The organism is Ralstonia sp. AU12-08, assembly GCF_000442475.1.
GTDB classification, from domain to species: domain Bacteria; phylum Pseudomonadota; class Gammaproteobacteria; order Burkholderiales; family Burkholderiaceae; genus Ralstonia; species Ralstonia insidiosa.
Genome location: NZ_ASZV01000056.1, coordinates 1 through 24,116, shown reverse-complemented (window position 1 = coordinate 24,116; position 24,116 = coordinate 1). Strand labels below are relative to the sequence as shown.

The window sequence follows — 24,116 nt, the reverse complement described above, 5'->3', positions numbered from 1 at the left end:
GGCTTCAACCGGTCGCGCCTGACAGTGCCGCCGGCACGTTGTGGCCATAGCAACGCTCCTCGACGCGTTCGATCATGCGCCAGCCGCGCGCCGTACGCGTGAAGCGGTCGATGTACCACAGGCCGAGGAACATCACCTGGGTGCCGCCATCCGGCAGCGCGACTTCCATCGGGTTGAAGCACATCGTGCGCGACCGGGCGGCGTCGCCATCGAGCCGCACCGACACGTTGCCGACCATGTGCTGATAGTTCGGAAACGCCGGCAGTACCGAGCGCAACCACGCCTTCACTTCCGGGTAGCGGCCATCGATGCCGCCCATGGCGCGGTAGTCGATGTAGGCATCGGGCGTGAAGATCGCGTCGAGCGCGTCGAAGTCTTTGGCATCGATGGCCGTTGCGTAGTCGACGATGAGTTCGCGGATCTCGTGGTGATCCGACAGTGTCTGCAGAGTGTGCATGGCGGGTTGCGTCATGTGGGTCGAACGATGGAAGGCGGCTGTGTAGAGCGTAAACCCGCTTGGCGAGCGGGGATACGGCGGATCGGACTAAGGTGTTTCCCCGGACGCGCGCTCACCAACGGCAACGCTATAGTGGCCCGGCCCACGCACACGGAGACCTGCAGATGCGCAACGATGCCGTTGAAACATGACACGTGCGGCACCGCTTTTCTTTCAACCAGGAGCAGACACACGATGAAACGCCTCGAAGGCAAGGTCGCATTGATTACCGGCGGTGCACGCGGGCAGGGCGCAGCGGAGGCGCACAGGTTTGTCGAGGAGGGCGCGCGGGTCGTCATCGCCGATGTGCTCGATGCGGACGGCGAACGCGCGGCTGCCGAGCTTGGCGACGCTGCGATGTTCCAGCATCTGGACGTGACGCAACCCGACGCGTGGACTGCTGCCGTGCGTGCCGCGCAGGCGCGCTTCGGCAAGCTGGATGTGCTCGTCAACAACGCGGGCATCCTGAAGCTCGCGCCGCTGGAGTCGTGCTCGCTTGATGACTATCGCAAGGTCATCGACGTGAACCAGATCGGCTGCTGGCTCGGCATGAAATCCGTGCTGCCCGCGATGAAAGAGGCGGGTGGTGGCGCAATCGTGAACGTGTCGTCAACGGCGGGCATGGAAGGGGTCGCGACGGGCACCGCCTACGTGTCGAGCAAGTTCGCGGTGCGAGGCATGACGAAGGCAGCCGCGCTTGAACTGGGCCGCTACGGAATCCGCGTCAATTCGGTCCATCCGGGCGGCATCGACACGGTCATGGCCCGCCCGCCGGAGTTTGCGGACATCGACGCTTCCGGCGTCTATCGCGGCCTGCCCATCCCGCGCATTGGCCGCCCGGAAGAAGTGGCGAATCTGGTGCTGTTTCTCGCGTCGGACGAATCGAGCTACTGCACGGGCTCAGAATTCATCGTCGACGGCGGGATGCTCGCGGGCGCCACGTTCAACTGATCGCCGAGCGGGGTGAACTCACCCCGTGCTGTTCGTGCCCGCGTTGGCGAATCTTCCAACCATCGCGGGCACGGGGCTCACAGTCCTCACGAGGAGGACTGGTGTGCGTCAGAGCGAGCTGATCAATTGCGCATTGTCGATGCGCAGCTCTGCGCCGTTGATGAAACGCGATTCCTCCGAGGCGAGGAAAAGCACCAGGTTGGCCACATCCTTGGCGTCGCACATGCGGGCCATGGGGTTGTGCTCGATGCCCAGCGCTGCAGGGTCCAGGTCCGGCACGATTGCCTGCGTCATCGGCGTCCAGATGCCGTCCGGATGGATCGAGTTGCAACGGATGCGATAGCCGGCCTTCTTGCAGTGCGCGGCAACGCTGCGCGTGAGCGCGGTGACAGCACCCTTGGAGCCGGTGTACGCGGCCATCATCGGCAGACCGCCGAGCGCCGCCACGGAAGACATGTTGATGATGCTGCCACCGCTGGGCCGGGTCTTCATGGCCGCCACGGCAAACTTGCAGCCGAGGAAGTAGCCGTCGCCGTTGGTCTGCATGACCTTGCGCCAGGTGTCCAGGGTGGTGTCTTCGATGGAGCCGAGCGGGCAGATGGCGGCATTGTTGACCAGCACATCCAGGCCGCCAAACATTTCCGTTGCGGTGGAGATGACGCGTTGCCAATCGTCCTGGCTGGCAATGTCGTGCCGGACAAAGCACGCCGCGTCGCCAATCTCGCGGGCCACGGCCTGACCGGCCTCTTCATTGATGTCCGTCAGTACCACGCGCGCGCCTTCGGCGGCGAGCAGCAGCGCATCCGCCTTGCCGACGCCGCTGGCAGCGCCGGTGATGACGACGATCTTGTCTTTCACGCGATCCATACTTGTATTTCCTTATCAGGTTGAGAGGCCGCGCCGGTGCGGACAGCAAGCGCCGGCAGCGCGGCACGATGTCAAACGGTGGCGGGTACCCGGCCAGCGCGTACGGCTTGCCACGCAGCCTCGCCGTAGAGGTGACGGACGGCACCGTCGAGTTCCGGGTTCTTGCGCAGTTCATTGCCGCCATCCACGGCAAAGCTCTGACCTGTCACCCATGCCGATTCCGGGCCCGCCAGATAGCGCACCGCCGCGGCGATGTCTTCGGGTTTGCCGAGGCGGCCAAGCAGCATCTGCTCCAGAAACGCATTTCGCATGGCCGGATCGTCGAACATGGGCATGGTGGCGTCGGTTTGTGTGAGCCCCGGACGCACGGCGTTGACGCGGATGCCCGCGGACGACAGCTCTTCCGCGGCCGCACGCACCAGCCCTTCAAGACCGGCCTTGGATGTGCAATAGGCCGACAGCCACTTGAAGTTGCGCTGGGCCGCAGTGGACGAGATGCAGACGATCGAGCCGCCGCCGTTCCTGGCCATGAGTGGGGTCGCGTGGCGGATGGCCGTGAACGCGCTGACGATGTTCAGTTCGAGTTCGGCACGGAAGCTCTCTTCGTCATGCATCAGGAACGGACGGAAACCGCCACCGCCCACCGTCGGCACGACGATGTCCAGGCGATTGCGCAGCGACCAAGCCAGCTTCAGCGCGGCCTGCACGTCGCCGGAGCGGCCCGCATCGCCCGCGAAGAGGTGGACGTCCGCATCGGGAGTCTGTGCGCGCAGTTGCTGGCAGGCCTGCTCCAGCGCGTCGCGCCGGCGACCCATCAGCAGGACGGTCGCCCCGTCACGCAGCAGCGCGGCAGCACTGGCGGCCCCGATGCCCCCAGCGCCACCGGTGATCAGCGCCGTTTTGCCTTCGAGTGAACGCTTCGCGTGCATGGCTTACCCCTTGAGCGGCAGATCCTGGGTCCAGTCGAGCAGAAGCTTCCTGCGTGCGAAGAGCCACTTGCCCTCCTGGAAGACGAGGTTGTCCTGGTAGCGGACGCCCCAGTCCAGCTTGCGATCGGTGCCGTCGAGCGTGTAGATGTGGTTGGCGATGCAGTACGTTTCCGCAGTCGCTGTGGCGCCATCGACGTCCACCAACTGGTTGTGCACGTGATGCTGCGTGGTGCGGTACTGCTCGATATGCTTCATGCCGGCCAAGATGGCCTCGAGGCCGGGCATCGTGAAGCCGGGCCCTTCGATAACGGCGTCTTTGGTAAAGAGGCCGGCGAGCTGGGCCCAGTCGCGGCGGTCCACCGACTGTGCGTACCGGCAGGCCAGGGCACGAATTTCTTGCTGCGGGCTTGATGCGGACATGGCATTCCTTGGTTTTTGACGTGTCAACGCGGGTATGCGCTCACGCCGCTGCCGGGTACTGGCTGACGATTTCGTTCACGGTGCGCTGGATGTCGCCGCGCCGATAGCCGAGTCGGGCGGTTTCTGCGGCGTCCGGTTCATAGGCCACCGTATTGCCGCGCCCGGTGTAGATGGCCAGGTCCGGCAGCAGCGGATGCTCCTGATCGAGCGACGGCACGTCGCGATCATTGCCGACGGCGCGGAAGAACGCGCGGAAATATTCGGCAAAGCTCAGGTTCTCGTCGCCGACCAGATAGGCCTTGCCGGACTCGCCGCCCAGCAGCGCACCCGAGATGGCTTCGGACAGCGATTGCGTGGAGATGAAGTTGCTGCCACCGGCCGGACCGAACACCGGAATCGGGCCCAGCATGCCCTGCGCGTAGCGCGTGTAGGCCTCGAACATCGGCACCGCCAGGCCGGGCACACTGCCCACCACGAAGGGCGCGTTGACGCTGCACACATGGAAGTCGGGCGTCGCGAGCGCACGCACGCGCTCGTCAGCCAGGTGGCGCGAGCGAACGTACGGACTGGTCTCGATCAGCTCGGGTGCGACCTGGCTGTAGAAGCTGCCGACCAGCACGGCCCGGCGCACGCCTGCGTCACGCGCGAGGGCGAAGAACTTGGGCACGGCTTCACTGTTGGCGCGTTCCCAGTGGGCGGCCTGCGCAGCGGCATCGGCCCCGGGCGGCACGTGGCGGATGTCGTTGCCTGCAGCGAAGACCAGGGCGTCGAATCGCGCCAGATCGTCTTTGGTGAACGTCCCTGCGATGTAGTCGCCTTGAACGAATTCGAGATCAGCGAGTGCGCTGCCGGGCGACGGCGCCTTGCGCCCTGCAATGGCGACCGTGTGACCTTGCGAGCGCAGCAAAAGGGCGGCGTGCCCGCCGATGAGGCCGGTGCCACCGACGACGAGAATCTTCATGTTGTCTCCTGTTTACTTATTGGTCTTGGCCGGTGCGCGTTCAGGCGCGGGGTGCCTTGATGACGTATTGGCTGGTGGGCACGACGTCGATCTTGTCGAAGTCGATGAAGCGGTTGCAGCTGTCCATCATGCTGGCCAGGTTCTGCTGGAACTTCGTCTCGTCGCCCACAGCATCAAAGAAGGCGTACGGGTCAGTCATGGCCGCGGCGGGGAAGCATTCCTCGACGATGGCGTCGATGAGGGGGGAGCCCAGCGTCAGCGGGCGCACCACCACGTTTTGCACGTAGAGGAAGTTGTCTTGCGTGTCGATGGCCACTCGGGTGTGGTAGTTGTGCCAGACATCGAGCCAGGCTTCCGGTGTGAGCCGGGGCGGCCGGCGCAGAAACGCCAGCTGCGAGAAACCGGTCGTGCGCTGGCCCGGTTCCGCCGGGAAGCGGGTGTTGCGGATGGGCTGCGACTCGGTCACCAGATAGGCCGCCATGCGCTCCACGGCAGACTCGATCAGGTCATCGAATGGCTGACGGAACATCTTGTTGGCGCTGTCCATCCAGACGCTGATCACACCGTCCATCTGCGGGCGTGTATTGGCCTGGCGCAGGCCATCGGCGGGTTGCACGGCGGCATCGGCCAGATTGACCTGAACGCCGCGCGCGCCCAGCGCCAGCAGTTTGTCGGCGATCTCGCCGCGCAGGCGACGATCGAGAGCTTCGGCGTCGGCGCTGTTGCCGGTCTTGCCGCGCCAGATCACGTACAGGACTTTTTCCATGGTGTATGTGGGAATCGGGTGGTGAGGGGAGGGGGAGGCGGGGTGCCAGAAACGGCGCTGGCTTGCGCCGGTGCGGTGTGCGCTGTTGTCCGTTAGCGGGCCGCAGTGAAGCGGTTGGCCGTCACACGAAAATCTGCCGGGATCGGCGAGGTGACCGCCTCGAACACGCGGTCGTATCCGGTGGAGTGGATCTGCCACTTGCCGTCGCGTTTGACGTATTCGTCGCGGTAGTAGGCGGTGCCGCGCAGGAGCCAGTTCTGCTCTTGCGAGATCACGTAGTCCTCCAGGTACCAGAGGCCACGGGCCTTGTCTGGGCCCACCAGTTCGATCTCGGGGTGGTGGCCTTGGTGAAGGGTGAGCAGCGGCGGATCATCGAGGAGCTTGCGCAACTCCGCGACAAATTCGTCGCGGCCGTTGAAGCGGTATTTGCCGCTGTCGAGCCACGTTGTGCAGTCTTCGGCAAGGCAGCTCGCGAGCAGCGGCCAATCGTGGCAGTCGACTGCGCGAAAGTACCGGTACTTCAACTGTCGTATGGCTTCGATTTCAAGCAGGTCTTGTAGGGCGTTGTCCATCGGGTCTCCTGGAAAGCGTGGCCTTGTGTCATAGGCTCTGCAGGCATCTTGCGGGCAGGCGGATGCGTGTTCATCGTCCACACGGACTATCGGCAATGCGTGCGCCCGAACTCCCACGCGGCGCCTTTTAGTCTGTTCAGACGATGGATGGCGCGGCCCGCTTGGCTAGCCTGTGCACGCTGTCGATGCAATTGCCCCAAGTGATGGGTGCGACGACTCAGCGGACCATTGGAGGCCAAGGCAATGCAAGAAAACGGTTTGGAGGCGCGGCTGCGCAAGCTGGAAGATCTCGAGTCGATCCGCCAGCTCAAGGCGCGCTATCTCGCCTGCTGCGACGCGAAGGATGTCGAGGGCATGCGTGACTGTTTCATCCCCGGCAAGGTCGCGATCGACTACGGCGCGATCGGCGTGTTTGACGATCGGGACCAGCTCATCGATGTGTTTCAGAAGCTCGGCGGCCACGACCATATCGTCGACATGCACCACGGTGTGAATCCGGAAATTGCCGTGCTGGATGACCGCACAGCGCGCGGCACCTGGGGCTTGTATTTCCACCAGATCAACACGAAAGACAACACGCTGACGCAGCTCGGTGCGACCTATGAAGACGAATATCTGCGCACGGACGGCGGCTGGAAGATCAGCAAGACGCGCTGCGTGATCACGTCGACGCAGGTGATGCGCTTTACCGAAGGGGCGCCGCAGGTGATGTTTGCCGGACGCGGCATGACCGCTCCGTGAGGGGAAGGCTGCGCTGCGCGTCAACGCCCCGTTGGGCACGCAGTCACGCTTCCTGATCTGCCATGCACGTTCACCTGCAGAGTCACTTTCCCGTCTGGCTGCATCGGCTGTTACCCGCCTTTCCGTGGCTGGTCACGCAGACGAGCGGCAGGGCCATCATCCGGCGGCGTGGCTTCGAGCGCCTGCTGGTGCCCGGCCAGCAACTGATCCTCAAACCGTTTGAACCCGTTGAGGTGCTGCTCGATGGCGACTACGTGCAGCCATCCGTGTGCACGTTTGAGGTGCAGGGCGATGGGCTGGTTGATCTGCGGGAGGCGTCGCTCTATCAGCGCATCTCGCAGCGCATCTTTCTTCAGCCGCAGCACACGTGGGATGCCACCCATGTGTCTGAACTGATGGACATGCCTGCCCTGAAGGTTCGGGCCAAGCTGTTTTCCCAAGGGTATGCGCTGACGGATATTTGCCGAACGCAGCGGCTCATGCGCGCGCTGTTCGAGGCCAATCAGGGCGGCAGCGCCGTTGCGGCGCTCAAGCGGCGGATCGGATGGCCAATGCACGGCGATCTGGAGACCGCCTTTCATGATCGGCTCGGGGTGTCTCTGGTGACCGCAAGGCGCTTGTCTGCAAGCCCGTCTCGGCGCCAGAGCGAAATGCTTTCCGCTTTTTACCCGCCGGACCGGGTCTTGCAACAGCTGGTTGCTTGCGATTGAGGCGCGCCTTCAGCGGTTGTGCCTCAATCGCGTCAACTGCATCAATCGCCTTAAGCGTTGCTCGCCAGCACCTTGGCCACGGCTTCGGCCACGGGGCCGACGTTCCGCTCATTCAGGCCGGCCACGCACATGCGGCCCGAGCGCAGGATGTAGACGCCATACTGCTCGCGTAGCCGGTCGACCTGATCGGCGCTCAATCCGGTGTACGTGAGCATGCCGCGCTGCTTGATATAGCGCGACAGGGCCTCGCCGCTCAGGTGCTGGCTCAAGCGGTCGTGAATGGCCGTGCGCATGCCGGCAATGCGTTGGCACATGGCCGACAGTTCGTTGCGCCAGGACTGATCCAGCGCGGGTGTCGTCAGGATCTTGGTGACGATCTTGGCGCCGTGGGTCGGCGGGTTGCTGTAGTTCGAACGCACGGCGCTGGTCAATTGGCCCAGCACCCGATCCGCCTCGGCTGCGCTTTCGCAGATCAGGCTGAGCCCGCCGCAGCGCTCGCCATACAGCGAGAAATTCTTCGAGAACGAGTTCGCCACCAGCGCCGGCACGCCACGGCGCGCGATTTCACGCACCGCAAACGCGTCGGCGTCCAGGCCCGCGCCAAAGCCCTGGTAGGCCATGTCGACGAACGGCAGCAGCTCGCGCTTTTGCAGCACGCCGATCAACTGCTCCCACTGCGCGTTGTCCAGATCCACGCCGGTCGGGTTGTGGCAGCACGCATGCAGCACGACGATGCTGTGCTTGGGCAGCGCATCGATTGCCGCCAGCATGGCGTCGAACTTGAGGCCACCGGTCGCTTCGTCGTAGTACGGGTAGGTGTTCACCGTGAACCCCGCACGCTCGAAGATGAAGCGATGGTTTTCCCACGTCGGGTCGCTCACCCAGACCTGGGCTTGCGGGAAATAGCGCTTGAGGAAAGCCGCTCTCTCGAGTTCATGCGAGAAGGCCGGCACTATGAGGGCAACTCCATCCGGGTTTCTGACGTTGCGATTTTCAACAGTTGACACGTCGGATTGCGGTCAATGACGCGGGTCTCAGTTGGCCTTCGTTCTCGATCTCGCATCCCGCCTAGCGAGCGGAAGGAACGCGGCGGGTCTTCATGAAGTCTTCGAAGCTCTCGCCGCGCATCATTGCGTAGACCTGCAGGTTGGTCTTGCGCACCACACGCGCGAACTTCTCCATCACGGAGAAGTTCGCGCCATAGCGGACCATCCCGATCCAGTCTTCACTTCGGACGAGCGACTGTTCTTCGTCGCTCAGGCCCGTAGCAGAAATCGCCGCATCCGGGTCAGCCAGATAGCCCTCGCGATACGGTGCGTGGATCATGTTCCAGAAAAATCCCTACCGATTTAACTTACTATTGCGATAACTATTCTTATCGCAATAGCTTCATAACGACGCTAAACTGCCTTCCATGAAAACGCGTCTGCTTCCCGTCGATCCCACCGTCAGCACTCCGCCTGACTTCCCCGATGCCGCCGAACTGGCGGCACTGCGTGCCTGGCATGCCGGCTTGTCGACCCGCGAGGCCGTTGAGCGCTACCTGGGCGAGCGCCTGACGCCAGGGCAGTCCTCGCGCGGCGTGCTCGGGCGCATCCGGCGCCAGCTCGCCGCGTTTGCACGCCGGCGTCAACGTGACGACTTGGCGGCGCTGTTCGAGATGCAAGCCGCCGAACGTGCCAAACAGGGGAGGGCGGCCGACCAGGCGATCGAGCTGCTCCTCACGCTGCCGCTGCCAACCCCGCTTATCAGCGATGACGTCGGATTGTGGCTGGGTGCCCGCGCCGTCGCTGCGCTACGGGCCGCTGGCATTGGCACTCTGGCCGACCTGACCGTTCGCGTGCCGCGTCGGCGCCGTTGGTGGGGCGTCATTCCCGGACTAGGACAGGTCAGCGCGCGGCGTATCGAGGCGTTCTTTGCCGAGCACCCGCGCTTGACGGAGCGTGCCCGTGCGCTTATCGCCGAACAGGTTCGGGGCGTGGTGGTGCCGTGGGAGCAATTGCGCCTGCCGTACGAGGTCGACGGCTCGCAGGGGCAATTCCGTGCGCCGCGTGAGACCTGCGCGCTCACTGCCGATAACGACTACGAAGCCGTCCAAGCCTGGTTGTCCCTGCACGAATCGCCGGCCACCCAGCGGGCGTACCGCAAAGAGGCGGAGCGCCTGATCTTGTGGGCGATCATCGAACGGGGCAGGCCGCTGTCGTCGCTGACCACCGAGGACGCGATTGCCTACCGGAGCTTTCTGCGCCGACCGACACCGCGGGAGCGTTGGGTCGGGCCGGCGTGCCCGCGTACGTCCGTCGAGTGGCGTCCGTTCACCGATGGGCTGTCGGCGCGCTCGATTGCGTATTCGCTGTCGGTGCTTGGCGCCATGTTCCGCTGGCTGATCCAGCAGCGCTATATGCTGGCCAACCCGTTCGCGGGCATCAAGGTGCGTGGCGGTGGGCGAACGACTGCGCTGAATGCCTCGCACGCTTTCAGCGAGGGGGAATGGGCGCTGGTCCGCACCATCGCCGATGGACTGGAATGGTCGTATGGCTGGGAGGCACCCGCCGCGCAGCGGCTGCGCTTTGTATTGGATTTCGGCTATGCGACTGGCCTGCGCGCCGGCGAACTCGTTTCTTCTAAGCTCGGCGATATCGAAGCCGATCGGCAAGGCGATCGCTGGCTCAATTTGATAGGGAAGGGCAGTCGTGCTGGAAAGGTTGCATTGCCACCGCTGGCACGTACGGCGCTCGACCGCCACCTGGTGGAACGTGGGTTGCCGGTCACGCGGGCGCGCTGGAATCCAAAGACACCGCTGATTGGTGGCCTGGGATTGGGTCCTGACGGCGGGATTACGGGAGCGCGGCTGTGGAGTGTGGTTAGAAGGTTTTTTGAGACGGCGGCCGACACCATAAAAAACGATCATGCGCTGCTAGCGGAGAAGCTGCGCAAGGCCAGTCCGCATTGGATGCGCCATACACATGCCACCCACGCGCTCACGCGCGGCGCGGAACTGACCACCGTGCGCGACAATCTGCGCCACGCTTCGGTCTCGACCACCTCGATCTACCTGCACAGCGATGAGACCAAGCGCGCGCGGCAGCTTGGGGAAGCCTTTGGTGCCCCAAAATGAACGCCTGCATTACAGTATGCGAGCTGCCGGCGCCCCAAGGTTAGAGCTCGGTCCATTTAACCGAAGACACTGAAGCGACAAAGAGGCCTGCCCATGAATCGGTACACGTACCGTGCTTTCTATGACGACACGCCCACAGTAAGCGACCCGCTTCGCGCAGCGAAAAACGATGACGAAATTCGGGTTTTGTTGGACAGCTTGCCATCGCGGCTGACAGATCACTGTCGAGGTGCAAGAATCGACGCTGGCGAAATCGTGGTGTGTGAGGTGCAGGGTGTTCCCAGGTTGTCGAGACAGGTTCTGCTCACGACGGACGCGAACGAGAAGGTTGCAAAGGACCTGATCGCGCGCGCTTTCATCGATCTGGATCTTTCGGCGAACAGGTCCGATAAGCCATCAGGGAAACGGGAAAAAGTAAGCCAAATGGAACCGGACGAATCACGCCAAGGCACCGAGCAAAGTTACTTCGATGAAGTTCGACGTCGGGTTGCCGCGCAAACACCCGATATTGCCGTGGTACTCAAGGCCGTACGTGCTGCATACAATCTTGCCAGCGAAGCAAAGACCCTCGGTAATCCCTTCGAGGATGTGTCCGGCAACTGACCGTTGTTGAGCGACGTCGACACCCTCAACGTCCACGACCTTCGCGCCGGTCAATGAACGATGCGATCTTCGCGGCAATCAAGTTTGCCGTGTAGTCCGGTGAGCCTTTCACAGTGGTGCCGGCACCCGTGTCGCTGCCAAAGGTAGCAGGCCTGTTGATCAAACGATCGCTCATTCCGGAATGCGCTGCGAGTTCCTCATCTCCGAAGCTAGGTGCCACGTCGCTGCCGGTCTAGAGATTCCACAATGTTGAGCTGAGTGACTCGGTCAGTACCTAGATGGAGAGCAAGTTCTCAGGTGCCTGCCAAGCGCATAAGAGCTCACTTTACGTTGGAGCAGTCGCGCTTCTGAGCGTTTTGTACCATTGATCATCCCAAATGTTGCGCCAAATCGGGACAACCGAGCCCGAACCATGCAACACCTGTAAACATACCCATTGTCCGCATAATGTATCTTATGTTAAATACTATGGGCGACGGTGGCCAAGCCATGGTGGCGAACGGAAGCAAATCCATTCACTTTCTGGCGGACGGAAGCAAATTTGTTCACTTTCACGAGGCAAGCCCGTTCCCCTGTCCACCACATCCGAAGTGGGGGGAACAACTGCTCGACTTTGCTTCACTCTGGCCGACAGTTGATCGGCGTTCCTTCTTCGTCCTCCGTGCGCTGGTGCTGCACCAAGCGAGGTCATGGGCTAGATCCGTCGCAGACGCAGGGTGTCTGGTTCAATCCGTTCGATGGACAACTCGTCCCCGCTCTGCCATCCCAGTTGTTCGGATAGTTCTGTCGGTAGCGGGACAATGAAATCGCCAGTGCCGTCCTCGGCGTCGGCGCCGGTGACACGCCACACAACACGCGATCTGCCTATTGCCACGTACTTGATCAGAAGTTTGCGTAGGGCCTCATCACTTTCGGGAAGCCCCAGCCAATCCGCATGGTTCGCGTCAGAGTATTCCGCCCACGCTTGGACAACCTCGTCATCTGTGATTGCAACGCCAGTTCTCTTCAAGCAAAGCAGCATCCTGTCAACATCGTTCGTGAACAGCTTTTTGAGTTCTTGACGTTCCTGAAGAGTCGGTTTCATGGCGGTTGTACGAGGAATGCAGGGCATGGTGAGACGCAGGCCCGAATATCCCCCGCCACTCGCCGCCGGCACCTATCGAGCCACTTGCCGTGAAGTGGAAATGGTCCATGCCGCAATGAACGAACACAGCCGTGCTTTCACTGAAGCACTCTGCGTGAGCGACGGTCGATGGTGCATCTTCTACCGCGACGGCACCGAGGTGTGGAGTTGTAATGCGAGCTACGCGGCAGCGCATTTCGACATGGAGCCCGTGTCCAGTAGCAAGGACACCTAACTCGCGCACGCGTCTGTCAGGAACGCCAAGATGCCTGGCGCGCCGGCGATCGGCGTCAAGCCGCCAGCATGAGTTGCGGGGCGGCACTGCGCGATTGCTCGCTCATCTGCTGGACAGTCAACTGATAGCCGCGCGAGTAGACCGTCTTGAGCTCCACTCCGGTCGCCTCTCCGAAGCCCAGCTTCTTGCGCAGCTTGTAGATGTGCTGCTCGATCGAGCGTTCGGCAACACTGGCCTCCGTTCCCCAGACTGCAGAAGCGATCTGCTGGCGTGACAGAAACGCCCCAGGGGACGAGAACAAAAGCCAGGCCGTGGCAAATTCGCGGGCGGTCAAGCGGATGGGCGTGCCGCGTAACGTCACCGTCCGAGTGAGCCGGCACAGACTGTTCGGCCCGACCACGGTACGGGTAGCGGACTCGGTCTGCTGCGTCCCGCGTTCCGCGCTGCGCTGAACGCGCTGAACGCGGGCATTCAACTCCTCTGCGGTGAAGTGGCCGGTGATCACGTCTTCGACAGCGCTGTCAAAAACACGCAGCATTTCCGCGCGTTCGGTGAAGATGCCGAACACCAGCGTTGGCCAGCGCAAGTCGGCATTGCAGTCACGCCAGGACAGAACCAGCTGGCCGGCCGTGCTGAACAGCTGTGCATCGATCATCAGCAAGTCGAAGGCCTCGGTGCGCCGGGCGCGCAACAGCGCCAAATCGTCGTCCAATCGCACGCACGTCACGTACGCTGGCAGGCAAGCCGCCACGTACGCAAAGCTCGAAGGATTGCTGGTGAGGATGGCGAATTTCATAACGAACCCGATTGATGCGGCGCCCATCAACACGTAGACCCCGCTTGTTGTCTTTTACCCCAACATAACTTTCACAAATCCTTCATACATCACTAGAAAGAGTGATCTTTGGCCTAGACAGTGCTTAATCCGAAAATCGCCGCAGTTGTCATCAAAATGACATCAAATTGAAATAGTTCGATGCAGATCCCGCACAACAGGAGGACGGCGAGAGAGCTGCCCACGTCAACGCGCGATGACCACAAAGAAAAAGGCGCCGGCTTGAACACGTCTGCACCTTTGGTAAGACGGTTCAAGCCGGCGCCCTGCACCCGGCAATGACTCAGGTATCGGCCCGGAAATGCTCCGCACTTTGGCCGGCATTGACGGCCCGCTTGAGCCAGTCGGGCATCTCGCCCTCCCCGTCCCAGGTCTGGCCATCCGCGGTGCGATAGCGCACCTTCAGCTGGTTTCGCTGCCGCGATGGGAACGCGCCTGCCGCCGCCAGGTCGGCATACGTCAGCCCGTAGCGCGCGATCTGCAGCCGAACCCACGTAATCGCCTCGGCGCGGCGGCGCAGCGTCACGGTGGAACTGGGCTCGCTGAGGGAGGGGCGACGCGATTCGGCATGGGAGATGACGCTCGGAGAGGATTGCCCCGAATCATAGCTGTGCAAGGTCCGTGCGGACCCGCAGAGATTGCCATGGCGCGAGCACTCGCAGGTGGGGTTCGAAATAGGGTTAAAAATATCAAACATTGCTCGTGACGTGGGCTCGCACACCGGTGCTGCTGTGGGCAAGTGTGGGTAGCCTCGTGGGCAACCTGTGGGCAGGCGCAGCCTGTCCATCGGGTTGTCCATCAGGCTATCCACATGGGCCGCGCCAGCGGATGTCCACAGCCTGGTGGACCACCACGGGACCGGCATCGCCTCCGCGCAAAACAACCGCAACGCGGACAAGCTGGCCGCGCATCTGCACGCCAACGACGTTTGCCGCCCGCATTGCTTGCGGGCATTTCATCGTAGGCGATCCGGCGCCCGTCTGAGGTATATCTGGCAGGATAAACGACACCTCGGACGAATGACCGAAGGCACGCTTCATTGCTCTACATTATCGTCCGTTTCTGCCCTCAAGAACGCGCCTGTTATCGCATGGTGGATTGGTCCGTAGACACAAATACGCTTGGATTAGGCCATTGATTAGGGAACGTACTGTCACGTACCGCCGAATATTTCAATAGCGATTTTGGGCGTGGGTTGAATATACCTTCCCTGAGAACCAAAGGGCGAGGAAGCTAACAAACGAGCAACTCCCCGCAAAGGATTTCCATCACATTGCTTCAGGCGAAGCGTTTGCTAACATTATTCGACTGGAGGTACCCGCGATGCCACCGATCCCTATCCAGTCCGGCGAGATACTCATTGCCGTACCCGAACTAAGCCGTGTGATTGGCGTACTGCAGTGTAGCTATGAGGTCGACATCTAGCCCTCCCCAGAGGGCGGCTTGACCATACACTTCACCATCAAAGATAAGCGGTATACCCTTGCAACCGTGCGAGGCGGCATCCGGCGTTCGCGGCAGCTCGAAGTGGCCCTGCTGTTTCTGCAAATGCAGTGCCATCGATGGCGAAGGGCGCGACCCCATACTGATTTATGGACGCTTTCGTCTGATGAGCAATCGCTGGAAAGGCCCCAGCGCCTTGATTCTGGCTGATCGGGTTCATCGTGGTCTACCGTCTGTTCCAGGACTACGTGCTGAATCCCTACCTGATGAGCGAAGGGGTCAAGGTCAGTCCGCTCCTCGTCATCGTGGGGTTGCTTGCAGGCGAGCAGTTGGGCGGCGTCGCAGGCATTTTCCTGTCGGTGCCCGTCATCGCCGCGCTCAAGATTGTGCTGTCGCGCGCCTGGGCAGCGCAGGGCCTGGGCCACGAGATACGCTGATGCACGGACGCCGCCATGCCCAGCAGCGCCGCGGGAATGACGACTGGGATACCACACCACCACTAGAAGGGAGGCGACCATGACGGCTCCACCGAATCCGAAGCTGAACCATCTGCTGTCCGTGCTGCCGCCAGCGGAATGGGAGAGCATCGCGCCGCAGCTTGTCTGGGTCGACATGCCGCTCGGGCACGTCGTTTATGAATCGGGCGACCGCCCCGAATTCGTCTACTTTCCCGTCACGTCCATCGTCTCCCTGCTCTATGTCATGGAAGACGGCTCTTCGGGCGAGATCGCGATCGTCGGCAACGAGGGCTTGGTCGGCATCGCCATCTTCATGGGCGGGGAAACCACCCCCAGCCGTGCCGTGGTTCAGAGTGCGGGCGGCGCTTACCGCCTCAGTGCCCGCATTCTCAAGCAAGAGTTCGCCCGCGCCGGGGCCATGCAGCGTCTGTTGTTGCGCTACACCCAGGCGCTCATTACCCAGATGGCCCAGACCGCCGTCTGCAACCGGCACCACTCGATCGACCAGCAGTTGTGTCGCTGGCTCCTCCTGAGCCTGGACCGCCTGCCCTCCAACGAGCTGCGCATGACCCAGGAGCTGATTGCCAACATGCTGGGGGTGCGCAGGTCCGGTGTCACCGAAGCCGCGTTGAAGCTGCAGACCGCCGGATTGATCCGTTACAGCCACGGAACCATCGAAGTCCTCGACCGCCCCGGCCTCGAGCGTCGCGTCTGCGAATGCTATGCCGTGGTCAAGCGCGAGTTCGATCGCCTGCTTCCAGACCTCGAAGCGCTCTAACCAGGCATACGCCTACCCCATCAGGAATCCAGTTTGGCCTCTTTCCGGCTCCCCTCCCAGTACGGGGGCGTGCCATAGTACTGATGGATGCTGGTGGCCCATTGCGTATCCGCCATGCTAGGCCAGTGATTCTGATCAAAGCCCGGCGCGGCTTCCAGCTGCTTCTTGTCGATGCCCAGCACGAAGCTCTTGCGTACAGTGTCGAGCGTCAGAGCAGACCATGGCACGGCGAACAGCTTCGTGCCGACACCTAGAAAACCGCCGAATGACAGCACCGCATAGGCGATTTGCCCGCGGGGAACATCCAGCATGATGTGATCGATCTTGCCGAGCTTCTCACCGCTCGGGCCAAGAACCGGATCGCCGTTGAGTGTGTCGGCAGCCATGATGACGGGGCCGGGGCCGGCGCCCTTCAGCTGACCGTTGCCGACGATGGCAGCGCGCGGTCCGCTGCTTTGGTGGTCCAATTCGTTGATGTTCATGGTGTGACTCCAGATAAGGTGATTAGCCATTGAACCGGCGACTGCGCCGGCGGGGGGATACGTCAATGCGCACGGCTTTTGCCCTTGTGCCGTAGAGTGGGCTCGACGCGGGAAGCCTGCCTCTTGCTACCGACAGCCAGGCTCCAATCTGTCTTGTCGAGCGAGGTACTGAGCTGACGCTCCGCATACATGGCCGCACCCGGCGAGATTGGGTCGCTCGCCGGAAAGGTCATCTCAAGCGATGCGTCCACAGCGGATTGATAGGTGTGCCCTTCATCCGCGGCAGGTATGCATCCGCAAGCAGCAGGCTCCGACTTTCTGTGCTGTGCGGTGGTAGTGACTTTGTGCATGATCGCTCCTGTGTTGCATTGACGCGCTGCGCAGGTCGCGGGCATCAAGGCTTCGGCTGCTTCTTGAGCGCATCCTTAGCGTCGCCATACGCGGCCTGCGCCTTACCGGCAATCTGTTCGACCTTTCCTTTCGCTGCCGTGGCGTCCTTTCCGGTGACCTTGCCAACGGCTTCAGTCAACTTGCCCTTCGCTTCCTCAAGACGGCCCTTCACTTGATCCTTGTTCATGGCAATGCTCCTGCGCTTTCGGCGCTCAGTTGGTCGTGGGGGATGCCGTGCCTTGACGCGCCGCGCTCGGACCACTTCCACTTCATTACCCGGCGATGCGCATACCAAAACAAGACCTTGCCCAACGAAACCGCATGATGTCTCCGCAGACGCAGTGCCGTCTGTACGGTAGTGGACTAACTCGAGAGGGGCGGCGCAATCACCCACGCAAATTGGCTGAACCGCGTCGCAAGCTGCGATGGACCGGATTCCGCCCGCGCGCAGCGAATCGCCATCCCTGGCTCTTTTCACCAGGCCCTGCATCTTCGTACGCTGTCGTACCGTAACGCACTCCGCATTGACATACGCTCAAGATGGCTCTTCCACGATGGAGGCAAAGATGCGAGAAAAACGTTTCCTAACAATGACGGCGATGGCTCTTGCCGCAGTCGTCGGACTCATGACTCCCGGCTGCACAACGACTGGAACGTCTGACTCGGCCGCCCATCAAGTCGACAAGCGACACGCGATTGATACAGCCGCCGACTCGACGCTTGCGCGTCTCTATACTGCCGCCAGCGGGTCGCGCGAACTGGTCGGCAAGGCCCGTGGTGTACTGGTGTTCCCATCGGTCATTGCCGCCGGATTCGGCATAGGCGGCCAATATGGTGAGGGGGTATTGCGCGTGGGCGGTGGGACGACCGGGTACTACAGCACGACAACGGCATCGATTGGGTTGCAGATTGGCGCCCAATCGAAAGCAATCATCTTCCTCTTCATGACACAGGAGGCGCTGGACCGATTTCGCAATAGCGAGGGGTGGTCTGTAGGCGGTGACGCATCGGTTGCCGTCCTGAAAGTGGGTGCCAACGGCAACATCGACAGTTCGACCGCGACGGGTCCGATCGAGGCATTCGTTCTCACTAACAGTGGGTTGATGGCAGGCGTGACGCTCGAGGGCACGAAAGTCACCAAACTCAAATCTCTTTAGTGCAGTCGCGAGGAGGCCGCCATGCGCGCCCTTATCTATACGGTCCTGGGGATATGGATGGCCTCGCTGGCCGGTTGCCTGTGGGTTCCTGACGACGGCTACAACGATGGCCGGCAAGGTGGGTATGAACGTGATCATCGTGGCGGTTACGAAGGTCATCGCCAGGGCGGCTACGAGAGCGACCACGGTGATAGAGACCGTGAGCACCGCTAACGAAGCCGTTATTGGCAGGCCCCGCTCACGAGGGGCGATCGCCGCTTTGCGCCCCGCACGAGACACGCATTCCACATGCTGGTGCGTACGCTACCGAACCGTTTTCAGGCCCGCAGTACTCTATTCTTCAAGACAATGAGGAACGCTCAAATCGCTCGGACTATGCCCGGGAAACCTTGAGCGTCACCCTCATGATGAAACAACCGTGGAGCGCTTTTTGCCTGGCTCGGGCACACGGAGTGGGGGGAATCTACAAAACAAGGAGGACATCATGTCTCTCGGACTCGTACTTCTCATTGTCTTAGCCGTTTTACTGGTTGGGGCATTCCCAAGGTGGTCCTACAGCAACGGGTGGGGCTACGCGCCAAGCGGTGCGCTCGGCGTGGGTCTGCTCATCGTTCTCGTGCTCTTGTTCATGGGGCGACTCTAAAGCCGACGATCCGTTACGCCCCACGGCACCTCATGCACAGGCGGCGGCGCACTACGAGAAAGAGGCCAACGTGATGCTCGATCAAACCATTCTCCAGTTCCCAGACATGGAGCGCGACGCGTTTCGCGAGGTGTGCCTGCGCCACGGCCTCGCGCCCGACGGCTTTGAGGTGTCCTCCACCGAACACTTTTCGAGCGACGCCCCCTCCGAGGCGCTGGACCGTAGCGTCATCGTCCGGATGGGCAAGACCATGCGGGAATACGACGGTGCTCATGGCCCGGACTGGACAGTCGATTTTGAACACGACATCCGGTCACACGTCTTCGGGTAAGGACACCACAGACATTGCGAGCGACCGTCTCCAGAACCCTGGCCCCGTTTCTCATGGTTTGCAGTAACACTTGCTGGCGAGGCGCCATATGAATCCCATCACCGCATTCATCGTTGTCCTTCTCTTGGCTGTGGGGGCCGCCGCCGGTATGTTCGGCTCGGTTCTGCTGGCACCCGTGTTCTGGATTGCGGCAATCCTCGTCGCGTCGACACTCAAGATGGCAAACGCCTGGCAGAAGTTCGTTATCCTGCGCGCAGGCAAGCTGCAAAGCGTGAAAGGGCCCGGGTTGTTCATGATCCTGCCGATCGTCGACAGCGTTACCGCTGTGATTGACGAGCGCATTCAAACGACCGGATTCAATGCCGAGCAGGCATTGACGAAAGACACGGTGCCGGTCAATGTCGACGCGATCATCTTCTGGCACGTTCATGATGCGCAGAAGGCTGCGCTGGCCATTACCGACTACCGTCAGGCCATCGATCGCGTCGCCCAGACGTCTTTGCGTGAAATGATCGGCGCCTCCATGCTCTCGGCACTGCTATCAGACCGGAAGGCGGCAGACGAGCAGCTGCGCGCGGAGATCGGCGAGAAGACTGCAGCATGGGGCGTGACCGTATCGTCAGTCGAAGTGCGCGACGTGGCCATTCCCGTGGCGCTGCAGGACGCGATGTCCCGGCAGGCGCAGGCCGAACGCGAGAAACAGGCGCGCGTCATCCTGGGTTCTGCAGAAGCTGCCATCGCCGCCAAGTTCGTCGAGGCTGCGGGCATGTATGAAGGCCATCCGCAAGCGCTGCAACTGCGTGCCATGAACATCATCTACGAGACCACCAAAGAGCGTGGCGCCACGATCCTGATGCCGACCTCCATGGTCGACAGCATGAATCCCGTTGCGGTTGCCTTTGGGGTTTCCGGCAGCTCGGAGCAAACCAGCGCTGTCTTGCCGCTCAAGTCGGCTGCGGCTGCGGCCGCCGCTTAAGCCAACCACCTTTGATTCGTGAGAACGGGTTGGAAAGCGGCATGCCACCACTAGTGTGGGCATGCCGCTTCGACTTCCTGGGCTGCAATCATTTGCCGACCTGATTGCCGACGACACCACCGACGACTGCACCGCCCACTGTCCCTACCGCGCTACCGCCTGTCAGGACGGCGCCTGCCACACCACCGACACCGGCGCCGATTGCAGTGTCCGTACCTCGCCGGGACATCCCGGCACACCCGCCCGCAAGCGTCACGACCACCAGCATCGCGCCGCACAGTTGTGCTATCCGATTGCCACGCATTTTGTGCACCTCCGCCCCGATCGCAGGCCACCGCGTGCTATTGCGGAGAACGCAAAACCAGGACTCGAATTTTCTGTACGGACCACAAGCGGCGTACAGCCAATCAGGGCATTCCTGCGTCAGCACGTGAGCGTGAGTGTCGCGCGGACGTCCCGACAAAGAGGATCCTCGCTCGCGTGAAGTGTGTCGGTACGGTGGCAGACGCAGGCGTCACCTGCCCAGGTGTGCAACCGCTGAGGGCAACCGGCGAACCGACTGCGTGATTCACGGTCAATACGGACCGGGTTCTGTACGGTACCGAGCCGACGACGTTTCGCCCCGGCCTTACGCTGCAGTCTCAAATAACAGTGAATCGGCACTTCCCGACATACCGAGGCAACCGCAACAAGGACATCTATGATCAGTTCGCTTGACCTCCCCAACGGAACGCTTGAAATCCGCACACTGCAGCGTAGTGACCGGCGATGGTTTTCCGAATATCGCTTCACGCCCAGTGATGGAGGCGGCACCGGCTGGGAAGCAGCTGCAATCCCCGAGGGATTCGTTTCTTCCGGATTGGCATTCAGCGCCGGGATACTCCTGGGGCAACAATGCGCGGAACTCACCCGGTAAGGGAGAAGAGGCAGCGCCACCCGAGGGAGCTACGCCGCCAACACGTTGCATGACGTCAACATCGGCATGGCCGCAACCCCCATGATCGCCGTGGCCGCCCAACCCAGGACGATCAATGGCCGGCTTGCGGTATAGGGGCCCATCACTGCGGGCTTCGACACGAGCAGGATGATGACCGCCATCAGCGGAACCGCCACCACACCATTGATGACCGCGCTCCAGAAAAGCGCCTTCATCGGACGGATCGGCGAGTACTGGATTGCCAGCCCTGCGAGTACGCTCAAGGCGATGATGCTGTAGAACCCACGGGCATCGCTCACCTTGCGCTCCAGACCCTCCTTCCAGCCCATGGCTTCGGAGAGGGCATAGGCGCCTGAGCCTGCCAGCACTGGCACGCCGATCAGCCCCACCCCAAGGATCCCGACGGTGAACAGCACGTACGCAAAGTCTCCAGCAAGCGGCCGCAAGGCACTGGCCGCCTGGGCCGCGGTCGTGATGTCGGTCACGCCAGAAACATGCAAAGTCACCCCCGTGGCGAGGATGATGAAGTAGGCGGTCACGTTGGAGTAGAGCATGCCGCTCCACGTGTCCCAGCGAATGCGCCGCAGCTCGGTGCGGGCCTTGGCTCCATCGGCTTTCAACGAGGGGTGCGCCCGCATGTCCTCGACCTCTTCGGAAGCCTGCCAAAAGAAGAGGTAGGGGCTGATGGTGGTACCGAACACGGCAACCACCATCGATGCGGCACTGGCATCGAGTCTCACACTGGGCCACACCGTGTGCAGCGCCACGCGGCTCCACGGCACGTGCACGGTAAACAAGACTGCGGCATACGCCAGCAGAGACGCCGTCAGCCACTTCAGAAAGAAAACGTATCGGTGGTAAGGAACGAATATCTGCAGTGCCAGGGTGCCGAACACCACCAACGCCGTCATGACATGCCGGTCGATGCCGGAAACGAGTTCCGCGACCTCGCCCATCGCCGCAACGTCAGCGGCAATATTCAACGTATTTGCGATCAGCAACAGCAACACGACGGTACGCAACACAATCGGCGGGAAGACGTCCTTGATGTTGGCCGCAAGTCCCTTGCCCGTGACGCGTCCCATGTTTGCGCACATCGACTGCATGGCCGCCATCAACGGAAACGTAAGCGGCATCGTCCGTAGCATCTCCAGGCCAAACTGCGCCCCAGCCTGCGAATAGGTCGCGATCCCGCTCGGGTCGTCGTCGGCGACGCCCGTGATCAGCCCGGGCCCGACATGCGACAACGGATGCGCGTTCAAGCGCGCGCGCAGAACGCGATACAAATTGGGCCGGGCCTCTCCGCTGCCGTCCATGTTTGCTTCCTCGTCTACCAGCGCTTGGCTGGAGTTGATCGACGCGATGTTCTAGTACCGGATCTTAGAGCGGCTCGCGTCTTGCTCGTGTATCAGCGTATGGGGGTTTCCCCAGACAAGCGGGGGTGATGCACAGCATCGCTGGACTGTCGTCTTGCTTCCAATATTTTCTGCGATATGGTGCTTGGAACGCGCATCTATTCCCACTATTCTTTACTAGGAACGGGCGCGCATTCTGGACGCCACCGCTTCTCTATCGAGAGACAACATGGGCGCTTACGACAAGCTTGATGCCGCACTGAATGCGTTCGAAAAGCGCAAGGCCGAGGAGAAGGAAGAGGCTACGGACAAGCAGAGTGCAGCGGAAACTTTCCGGGCCGAGTTTGCAGCGTTCCGGACGAAGACAGTGCATCCTGTGTTTGAGGATATCGGCGCACACCTGCAAAAGCGCGGCCACGGCTTCAAGGTCGAGATGACCGCCCTCAGCGCGACGCTCCATGTGTTTCCCGACGCCAAAGAACAGCCGTCATCTCTTTCGGAGCGCGCCGCCCAATACCCCAAGATCACCCTGATCGGCGACGCACTGGACCAGAAGATTCACGTGCACATGGTCGTTTCCAACCATAACGGTATGGCGTCCACCTCCGAAATAACCTTTGATCTGCGAGAGCTTACCGCGAACACTCTGCGTGACCTAGTCGTGGAATGCCTTGCCAAGTCCTTTGCAGGGTGAATGGGATCGACCATTCTCGCCGTCGAATTGCGAACATCATGTGCGCAACCCTTCAGCCAGGTGCACGTCGCCCCAAGCCTGTCGCAAAGGGGCCACGACGTGCCTCTCCTAAAGGCACTGCCTGCTTCAGCGTGCAAGCTCGGCGCACTGTTGCCCCAGCAGTATCCCGACGCTGAATGCGAGGCCAGAAGAAATGAAGCCTTCTGGGATGGTGGCCTCTGCCCATGCTGTGGCATGTCCATCATTGGGCGTGAAACGATATTCGGAAAACCATCGTCGATCGCTGCGTTGTTTTGTGCGTATTTCAAGCGTTCCGTTTGGCAAGTCAAGCGAATTGATCATAGAGATCCTCGTTGCGGTGCCCTCGGTATGCCGGACTGTGCCGGTTCACTGTTATTTGGGATTCCAGAATAGTCTTCGGGTAGGGCTCTGTCAGATGAGTACCGTATGGAAGCAGGTCAAATAGTGTCCTAGGTCAATGCTGTTACGCCGTCGCCACTATGCGGGAAGACAGCGGAGTGTCGGGCCACGTGATCCGCACGTCTGTCACTGCCCGGGCACTTTCACAGCTCCTCTCGCATTTCTGCCTACAGCGACAAAGCAGATCCATACCAGCGCGATGACATCGATTGGAAGCTTGAGTCCGACAGCGCAACGCACGCCATTCACGCCGTGCACGCAGCCCGACCGCCATGGAGAAAAGGAGCGCGGGCAGTTGCGGCGTGACGGAGGATGAGCTCCATGCTCGTCACCTGCATGGCAAGCACCGCAGGCCACACCGCTTTACGCACACTCGTCGCGAGCCAAGTCGGCCGAAACATCGGTCCAAAGAAAGAAGCTCGGGGTCCGTCATTCGCGAATGACCGTCACCCCTCGGCTAGCTTCGAGTGATTGTTCTGATTGGCCCCTGCCGGTTCAGCACATCGACCACCACACGCTCGCCGGAGCGACGCACCGCCACATCCGCACTGCCTTCACCGACTGCTAGGTTGCGGAAGACCACTTCGTCAAGGAAGGGCGGCAGCGACGGAGACTCGAAGGTGATTGCCGGCTCGAGCGTGTCGAAGTCGAGCCCCAGGCAGGCCTGCAAAAGCAGCAGCGGAGCGGCCGCCGCCCAGGCCTGCGGTGAGCACGCCTGTTGATTT

31 protein-coding genes and 2 pseudogenes are annotated in these 24,116 nt (G+C 61.7%); 14 read left to right on the top strand and 19 right to left on the bottom strand.

Annotation, left to right across the window (positions count from 1 at the left end; all coding sequences use genetic code 11):
• Positions 1-4: 4 nt before the first annotated feature.
• Positions 5-457 carry a nuclear transport factor 2 family protein gene (locus C404_RS57185; RefSeq protein WP_031330243.1) on the bottom strand — a complete coding sequence of 151 codons (453 nt, stop codon included), beginning with the start codon at positions 455-457 and terminating at the stop codon, positions 5-7.
• A gap of 234 nt (positions 458-691) precedes the next feature.
• Here C404_RS57185 and C404_RS57180 point away from each other — a divergent pair, with 234 nt between their 5' ends.
• The gene (locus C404_RS57180; protein ID WP_021197650.1) at positions 692-1,447 is read left to right on the top strand and encodes a glucose 1-dehydrogenase; all 756 of its coding nucleotides are present in this window, start codon (positions 692-694) and stop codon (positions 1,445-1,447) included.
• 108 nt (positions 1,448-1,555) lie between these two features.
• Here C404_RS57180 and C404_RS57175 read toward each other — a convergent pair whose 3' ends face one another.
• From C404_RS57175 to C404_RS57150, 6 genes are all read right to left on the bottom strand, one after another.
• Positions 1,556-2,314, bottom strand: coding sequence for an SDR family oxidoreductase (locus C404_RS57175; RefSeq protein WP_021197649.1), 759 nt, complete (start codon positions 2,312-2,314; stop codon positions 1,556-1,558).
• A gap of 71 nt (positions 2,315-2,385) precedes the next feature.
• Positions 2,386-3,243: an SDR family NAD(P)-dependent oxidoreductase gene (locus C404_RS57170; protein WP_021197648.1), complete on the bottom strand. Its 858-nt coding sequence runs from the start codon at positions 3,241-3,243 to the stop codon at positions 2,386-2,388.
• A gap of 3 nt (positions 3,244-3,246) precedes the next feature.
• Positions 3,247-3,663, bottom strand: coding sequence for a nuclear transport factor 2 family protein (locus C404_RS57165; RefSeq protein WP_021197647.1), 417 nt, complete (start codon positions 3,661-3,663; stop codon positions 3,247-3,249).
• Between the two features lie 40 nt (positions 3,664-3,703).
• The gene (locus C404_RS57160; protein ID WP_021197646.1) at positions 3,704-4,624 is read right to left on the bottom strand and encodes an NAD-dependent epimerase/dehydratase family protein; all 921 of its coding nucleotides are present in this window, start codon (positions 4,622-4,624) and stop codon (positions 3,704-3,706) included.
• Between the two features lie 40 nt (positions 4,625-4,664).
• Complete coding sequence (locus tag C404_RS57155; RefSeq protein ID WP_021197645.1) at positions 4,665-5,390, bottom strand: EthD domain-containing protein; 726 nt, start codon at positions 5,388-5,390, stop codon at positions 4,665-4,667.
• 92 nt (positions 5,391-5,482) lie between these two features.
• Entirely contained in the window at positions 5,483-5,962 is a 480-nt protein-coding gene (locus C404_RS57150) for a nuclear transport factor 2 family protein (protein WP_021197644.1), read from the bottom strand.
• A 243-nt stretch (positions 5,963-6,205) separates the two neighbouring features.
• Here C404_RS57150 and C404_RS57145 point away from each other — a divergent pair, with 243 nt between their 5' ends.
• Positions 6,206-6,703, top strand: coding sequence for a nuclear transport factor 2 family protein (locus tag C404_RS57145; RefSeq protein ID WP_021197643.1), 498 nt, complete (start codon positions 6,206-6,208; stop codon positions 6,701-6,703).
• A 62-nt stretch (positions 6,704-6,765) separates the two neighbouring features.
• The gene (locus tag C404_RS57140; protein WP_021197642.1) at positions 6,766-7,413 is read left to right on the top strand and encodes a hypothetical protein; all 648 of its coding nucleotides are present in this window, start codon (positions 6,766-6,768) and stop codon (positions 7,411-7,413) included.
• A 50-nt stretch (positions 7,414-7,463) separates the two neighbouring features.
• Here C404_RS57140 and C404_RS57135 read toward each other — a convergent pair whose 3' ends face one another.
• Entirely contained in the window at positions 7,464-8,369 is a 906-nt protein-coding gene (locus tag C404_RS57135) for an amino acid aminotransferase (protein ID WP_257784477.1), read from the bottom strand.
• Between the two features lie 112 nt (positions 8,370-8,481).
• Complete coding sequence (locus C404_RS57130) at positions 8,482-8,739, bottom strand: hypothetical protein (RefSeq protein ID WP_021197640.1); 258 nt, start codon at positions 8,737-8,739, stop codon at positions 8,482-8,484.
• Between the two features lie 88 nt (positions 8,740-8,827).
• Here C404_RS57130 and C404_RS57125 point away from each other — a divergent pair, with 88 nt between their 5' ends.
• Together C404_RS57125 and C404_RS0130580 are read left to right on the top strand one after the other, a co-directional pair.
• Positions 8,828-10,531, top strand: coding sequence for a phage integrase family protein (locus tag C404_RS57125; RefSeq protein WP_021197639.1), 1,704 nt, complete (start codon positions 8,828-8,830; stop codon positions 10,529-10,531).
• 93 nt (positions 10,532-10,624) lie between these two features.
• Positions 10,625-11,134: a hypothetical protein gene (locus C404_RS0130580; protein WP_031330239.1), complete on the top strand. Its 510-nt coding sequence runs from the start codon at positions 10,625-10,627 to the stop codon at positions 11,132-11,134.
• A gap of 25 nt (positions 11,135-11,159) precedes the next feature.
• On the opposite strand, the gene C404_RS60350 is transcribed toward C404_RS0130580, so the two are convergent.
• Both C404_RS60350 and C404_RS57120 read right to left on the bottom strand, forming a co-directional pair.
• A complete protein-coding gene (locus C404_RS60350; RefSeq protein WP_021197637.1) occupies positions 11,160-11,309 on the bottom strand; it encodes a hypothetical protein in 150 nt (49 codons plus the stop codon).
• A 519-nt stretch (positions 11,310-11,828) separates the two neighbouring features.
• Positions 11,829-12,218, bottom strand: a complete 390-nt coding sequence (locus C404_RS57120) for a hypothetical protein (protein WP_021197636.1) — start codon at positions 12,216-12,218, stop codon at positions 11,829-11,831.
• 115 nt (positions 12,219-12,333) lie between these two features.
• On the opposite strand from C404_RS57120, the gene C404_RS60505 reads away from it, so the two are divergent.
• On the top strand, positions 12,334-12,492 hold the full coding sequence (locus C404_RS60505) for a hypothetical protein (RefSeq protein ID WP_021197635.1): 159 nt from the start codon (positions 12,334-12,336) through the stop codon (positions 12,490-12,492).
• A 55-nt stretch (positions 12,493-12,547) separates the two neighbouring features.
• Here C404_RS60505 and C404_RS57115 read toward each other — a convergent pair whose 3' ends face one another.
• Both C404_RS57115 and C404_RS60770 read right to left on the bottom strand, forming a co-directional pair.
• Positions 12,548-13,192 (bottom strand): response regulator transcription factor, encoded by a 645-nt coding sequence (locus C404_RS57115; protein ID WP_235180692.1) that lies wholly within the window; start codon positions 13,190-13,192, stop codon positions 12,548-12,550.
• A gap of 418 nt (positions 13,193-13,610) precedes the next feature.
• Entirely contained in the window at positions 13,611-13,853 is a 243-nt protein-coding gene (locus C404_RS60770; protein WP_021197633.1) for an H-NS family nucleoid-associated regulatory protein, read from the bottom strand.
• 1,120 nt (positions 13,854-14,973) lie between these two features.
• On the opposite strand from C404_RS60770, the pseudogene C404_RS57105 reads away from it, so the two are divergent.
• Positions 14,974-15,207, top strand: a pseudogene (locus tag C404_RS57105) (AI-2E family transporter); the annotation flags it as partial.
• A gap of 79 nt (positions 15,208-15,286) precedes the next feature.
• Positions 15,287-16,006, top strand: coding sequence for a Crp/Fnr family transcriptional regulator (locus C404_RS57100; RefSeq protein ID WP_021197631.1), 720 nt, complete (start codon positions 15,287-15,289; stop codon positions 16,004-16,006).
• A gap of 20 nt (positions 16,007-16,026) precedes the next feature.
• Here the strand turns inward: C404_RS57100 and C404_RS57095 are convergent, their stop codons facing one another.
• Positions 16,027-16,488 (bottom strand): PRC-barrel domain-containing protein, encoded by a 462-nt coding sequence (locus C404_RS57095; RefSeq protein ID WP_021197630.1) that lies wholly within the window; start codon positions 16,486-16,488, stop codon positions 16,027-16,029.
• Between the two features lie 394 nt (positions 16,489-16,882).
• Positions 16,883-17,065, bottom strand: coding sequence for a CsbD family protein (locus tag C404_RS57085; protein WP_021197628.1), 183 nt, complete (start codon positions 17,063-17,065; stop codon positions 16,883-16,885).
• 379 nt (positions 17,066-17,444) lie between these two features.
• Here C404_RS57085 and C404_RS57080 point away from each other — a divergent pair, with 379 nt between their 5' ends.
• From C404_RS57080 to C404_RS57060, 5 genes are all read left to right on the top strand, one after another.
• Positions 17,445-18,035 carry a BPSL1445 family SYLF domain-containing lipoprotein gene (locus C404_RS57080; RefSeq protein WP_031330235.1) on the top strand — a complete coding sequence of 197 codons (591 nt, stop codon included), beginning with the start codon at positions 17,445-17,447 and terminating at the stop codon, positions 18,033-18,035.
• Positions 18,036-18,056: 21 nt separating this feature from the next.
• A complete protein-coding gene (locus tag C404_RS57075) occupies positions 18,057-18,248 on the top strand; it encodes a hypothetical protein (protein WP_021197626.1) in 192 nt (63 codons plus the stop codon).
• 271 nt (positions 18,249-18,519) lie between these two features.
• Positions 18,520-18,678: a DUF3309 family protein gene (locus C404_RS57070; RefSeq protein ID WP_037012796.1), complete on the top strand. Its 159-nt coding sequence runs from the start codon at positions 18,520-18,522 to the stop codon at positions 18,676-18,678.
• Positions 18,679-18,751: 73 nt separating this feature from the next.
• The gene (locus C404_RS57065) at positions 18,752-19,009 is read left to right on the top strand and encodes a hypothetical protein (protein WP_021197624.1); all 258 of its coding nucleotides are present in this window, start codon (positions 18,752-18,754) and stop codon (positions 19,007-19,009) included.
• An 88-nt stretch (positions 19,010-19,097) separates the two neighbouring features.
• Entirely contained in the window at positions 19,098-19,985 is an 888-nt protein-coding gene (locus tag C404_RS57060) for a slipin family protein (RefSeq protein WP_021197623.1), read from the top strand.
• An 88-nt stretch (positions 19,986-20,073) separates the two neighbouring features.
• Here C404_RS57060 and C404_RS59715 read toward each other — a convergent pair whose 3' ends face one another.
• Together C404_RS59715 and C404_RS57055 are read right to left on the bottom strand one after the other, a co-directional pair.
• Positions 20,074-20,214, bottom strand: a complete 141-nt coding sequence (locus tag C404_RS59715) for a glycine zipper 2TM domain-containing protein (protein WP_180815261.1) — start codon at positions 20,212-20,214, stop codon at positions 20,074-20,076.
• Between the two features lie 716 nt (positions 20,215-20,930).
• Positions 20,931-22,238: an NRAMP family divalent metal transporter gene (locus tag C404_RS57055; protein ID WP_021197622.1), complete on the bottom strand. Its 1,308-nt coding sequence runs from the start codon at positions 22,236-22,238 to the stop codon at positions 20,931-20,933.
• 268 nt (positions 22,239-22,506) lie between these two features.
• Between C404_RS57055 and C404_RS57050 the strand changes: the two genes are divergently transcribed.
• Positions 22,507-22,971, top strand: coding sequence for a hypothetical protein (locus tag C404_RS57050; RefSeq protein ID WP_021197621.1), 465 nt, complete (start codon positions 22,507-22,509; stop codon positions 22,969-22,971).
• A 126-nt stretch (positions 22,972-23,097) separates the two neighbouring features.
• Here C404_RS57050 and C404_RS60185 read toward each other — a convergent pair whose 3' ends face one another.
• Positions 23,098-23,313: a hypothetical protein gene (locus C404_RS60185; protein ID WP_152524503.1), complete on the bottom strand. Its 216-nt coding sequence runs from the start codon at positions 23,311-23,313 to the stop codon at positions 23,098-23,100.
• Between the two features lie 535 nt (positions 23,314-23,848).
• Positions 23,849-24,116 (bottom strand): annotated as a pseudogene (locus tag C404_RS57045) (amylo-alpha-1,6-glucosidase); the annotation flags it as partial.

Bases quoted from the DNA above. Each gene is read 5' to 3' on its own strand.
- C404_RS57185 (WP_031330243.1), bottom strand. From the start codon at position 457: ATGCACACTCTGCAGACACTGTCGGATCACCACGAGATCCGCGAACTC.
- C404_RS57180 (WP_021197650.1), top strand. From the start codon at position 692: ATGAAACGCCTCGAAGGCAAGGTCGCATTGATTACCGGCGGTGCACGC.
- C404_RS57175 (WP_021197649.1), bottom strand. From the start codon at position 2,314: ATGGATCGCGTGAAAGACAAGATCGTCGTCATCACCGGCGCTGCCAGC.
- C404_RS57170 (WP_021197648.1), bottom strand. From the start codon at position 3,243: ATGCACGCGAAGCGTTCACTCGAAGGCAAAACGGCGCTGATCACCGGT.
- C404_RS57165 (WP_021197647.1), bottom strand. From the start codon at position 3,663: ATGTCCGCATCAAGCCCGCAGCAAGAAATTCGTGCCCTGGCCTGCCGG.
- C404_RS57160 (WP_021197646.1), bottom strand. From the start codon at position 4,624: ATGAAGATTCTCGTCGTCGGTGGCACCGGCCTCATCGGCGGGCACGCC.
- C404_RS57155 (WP_021197645.1), bottom strand. From the start codon at position 5,390: ATGGAAAAAGTCCTGTACGTGATCTGGCGCGGCAAGACCGGCAACAGC.
- C404_RS57150 (WP_021197644.1), bottom strand. From the start codon at position 5,962: ATGGACAACGCCCTACAAGACCTGCTTGAAATCGAAGCCATACGACAG.
- C404_RS57145 (WP_021197643.1), top strand. From the start codon at position 6,206: ATGCAAGAAAACGGTTTGGAGGCGCGGCTGCGCAAGCTGGAAGATCTC.
- C404_RS57140 (WP_021197642.1), top strand. From the start codon at position 6,766: ATGCACGTTCACCTGCAGAGTCACTTTCCCGTCTGGCTGCATCGGCTG.
- C404_RS57130 (WP_021197640.1), bottom strand. From the start codon at position 8,739: ATGATCCACGCACCGTATCGCGAGGGCTATCTGGCTGACCCGGATGCG.
- C404_RS57125 (WP_021197639.1), top strand. From the start codon at position 8,828: ATGAAAACGCGTCTGCTTCCCGTCGATCCCACCGTCAGCACTCCGCCT.
- C404_RS0130580 (WP_031330239.1), top strand. From the start codon at position 10,625: ATGAATCGGTACACGTACCGTGCTTTCTATGACGACACGCCCACAGTA.
- C404_RS60350 (WP_021197637.1), bottom strand. From the start codon at position 11,309: ATGAGCGATCGTTTGATCAACAGGCCTGCTACCTTTGGCAGCGACACG.
- C404_RS57120 (WP_021197636.1), bottom strand. From the start codon at position 12,218: ATGAAACCGACTCTTCAGGAACGTCAAGAACTCAAAAAGCTGTTCACG.
- C404_RS60505 (WP_021197635.1), top strand. From the start codon at position 12,334: ATGAACGAACACAGCCGTGCTTTCACTGAAGCACTCTGCGTGAGCGAC.
- C404_RS57100 (WP_021197631.1), top strand. From the start codon at position 15,287: ATGACGGCTCCACCGAATCCGAAGCTGAACCATCTGCTGTCCGTGCTG.
- C404_RS57095 (WP_021197630.1), bottom strand. From the start codon at position 16,488: ATGAACATCAACGAATTGGACCACCAAAGCAGCGGACCGCGCGCTGCC.
- C404_RS57085 (WP_021197628.1), bottom strand. From the start codon at position 17,065: ATGAACAAGGATCAAGTGAAGGGCCGTCTTGAGGAAGCGAAGGGCAAG.
- C404_RS57080 (WP_031330235.1), top strand. From the start codon at position 17,445: ATGCGAGAAAAACGTTTCCTAACAATGACGGCGATGGCTCTTGCCGCA.
- C404_RS57075 (WP_021197626.1), top strand. From the start codon at position 18,057: ATGCGCGCCCTTATCTATACGGTCCTGGGGATATGGATGGCCTCGCTG.
- C404_RS57070 (WP_037012796.1), top strand. From the start codon at position 18,520: ATGTCTCTCGGACTCGTACTTCTCATTGTCTTAGCCGTTTTACTGGTT.
- C404_RS57065 (WP_021197624.1), top strand. From the start codon at position 18,752: ATGCTCGATCAAACCATTCTCCAGTTCCCAGACATGGAGCGCGACGCG.
- C404_RS57060 (WP_021197623.1), top strand. From the start codon at position 19,098: ATGAATCCCATCACCGCATTCATCGTTGTCCTTCTCTTGGCTGTGGGG.
- C404_RS59715 (WP_180815261.1), bottom strand. From the start codon at position 20,214: ATGTCCCGGCGAGGTACGGACACTGCAATCGGCGCCGGTGTCGGTGGT.
- C404_RS57055 (WP_021197622.1), bottom strand. From the start codon at position 22,238: ATGGACGGCAGCGGAGAGGCCCGGCCCAATTTGTATCGCGTTCTGCGC.
- C404_RS57050 (WP_021197621.1), top strand. From the start codon at position 22,507: ATGGGCGCTTACGACAAGCTTGATGCCGCACTGAATGCGTTCGAAAAG.
- C404_RS60185 (WP_152524503.1), bottom strand. From the start codon at position 23,313: ATGATCAATTCGCTTGACTTGCCAAACGGAACGCTTGAAATACGCACA.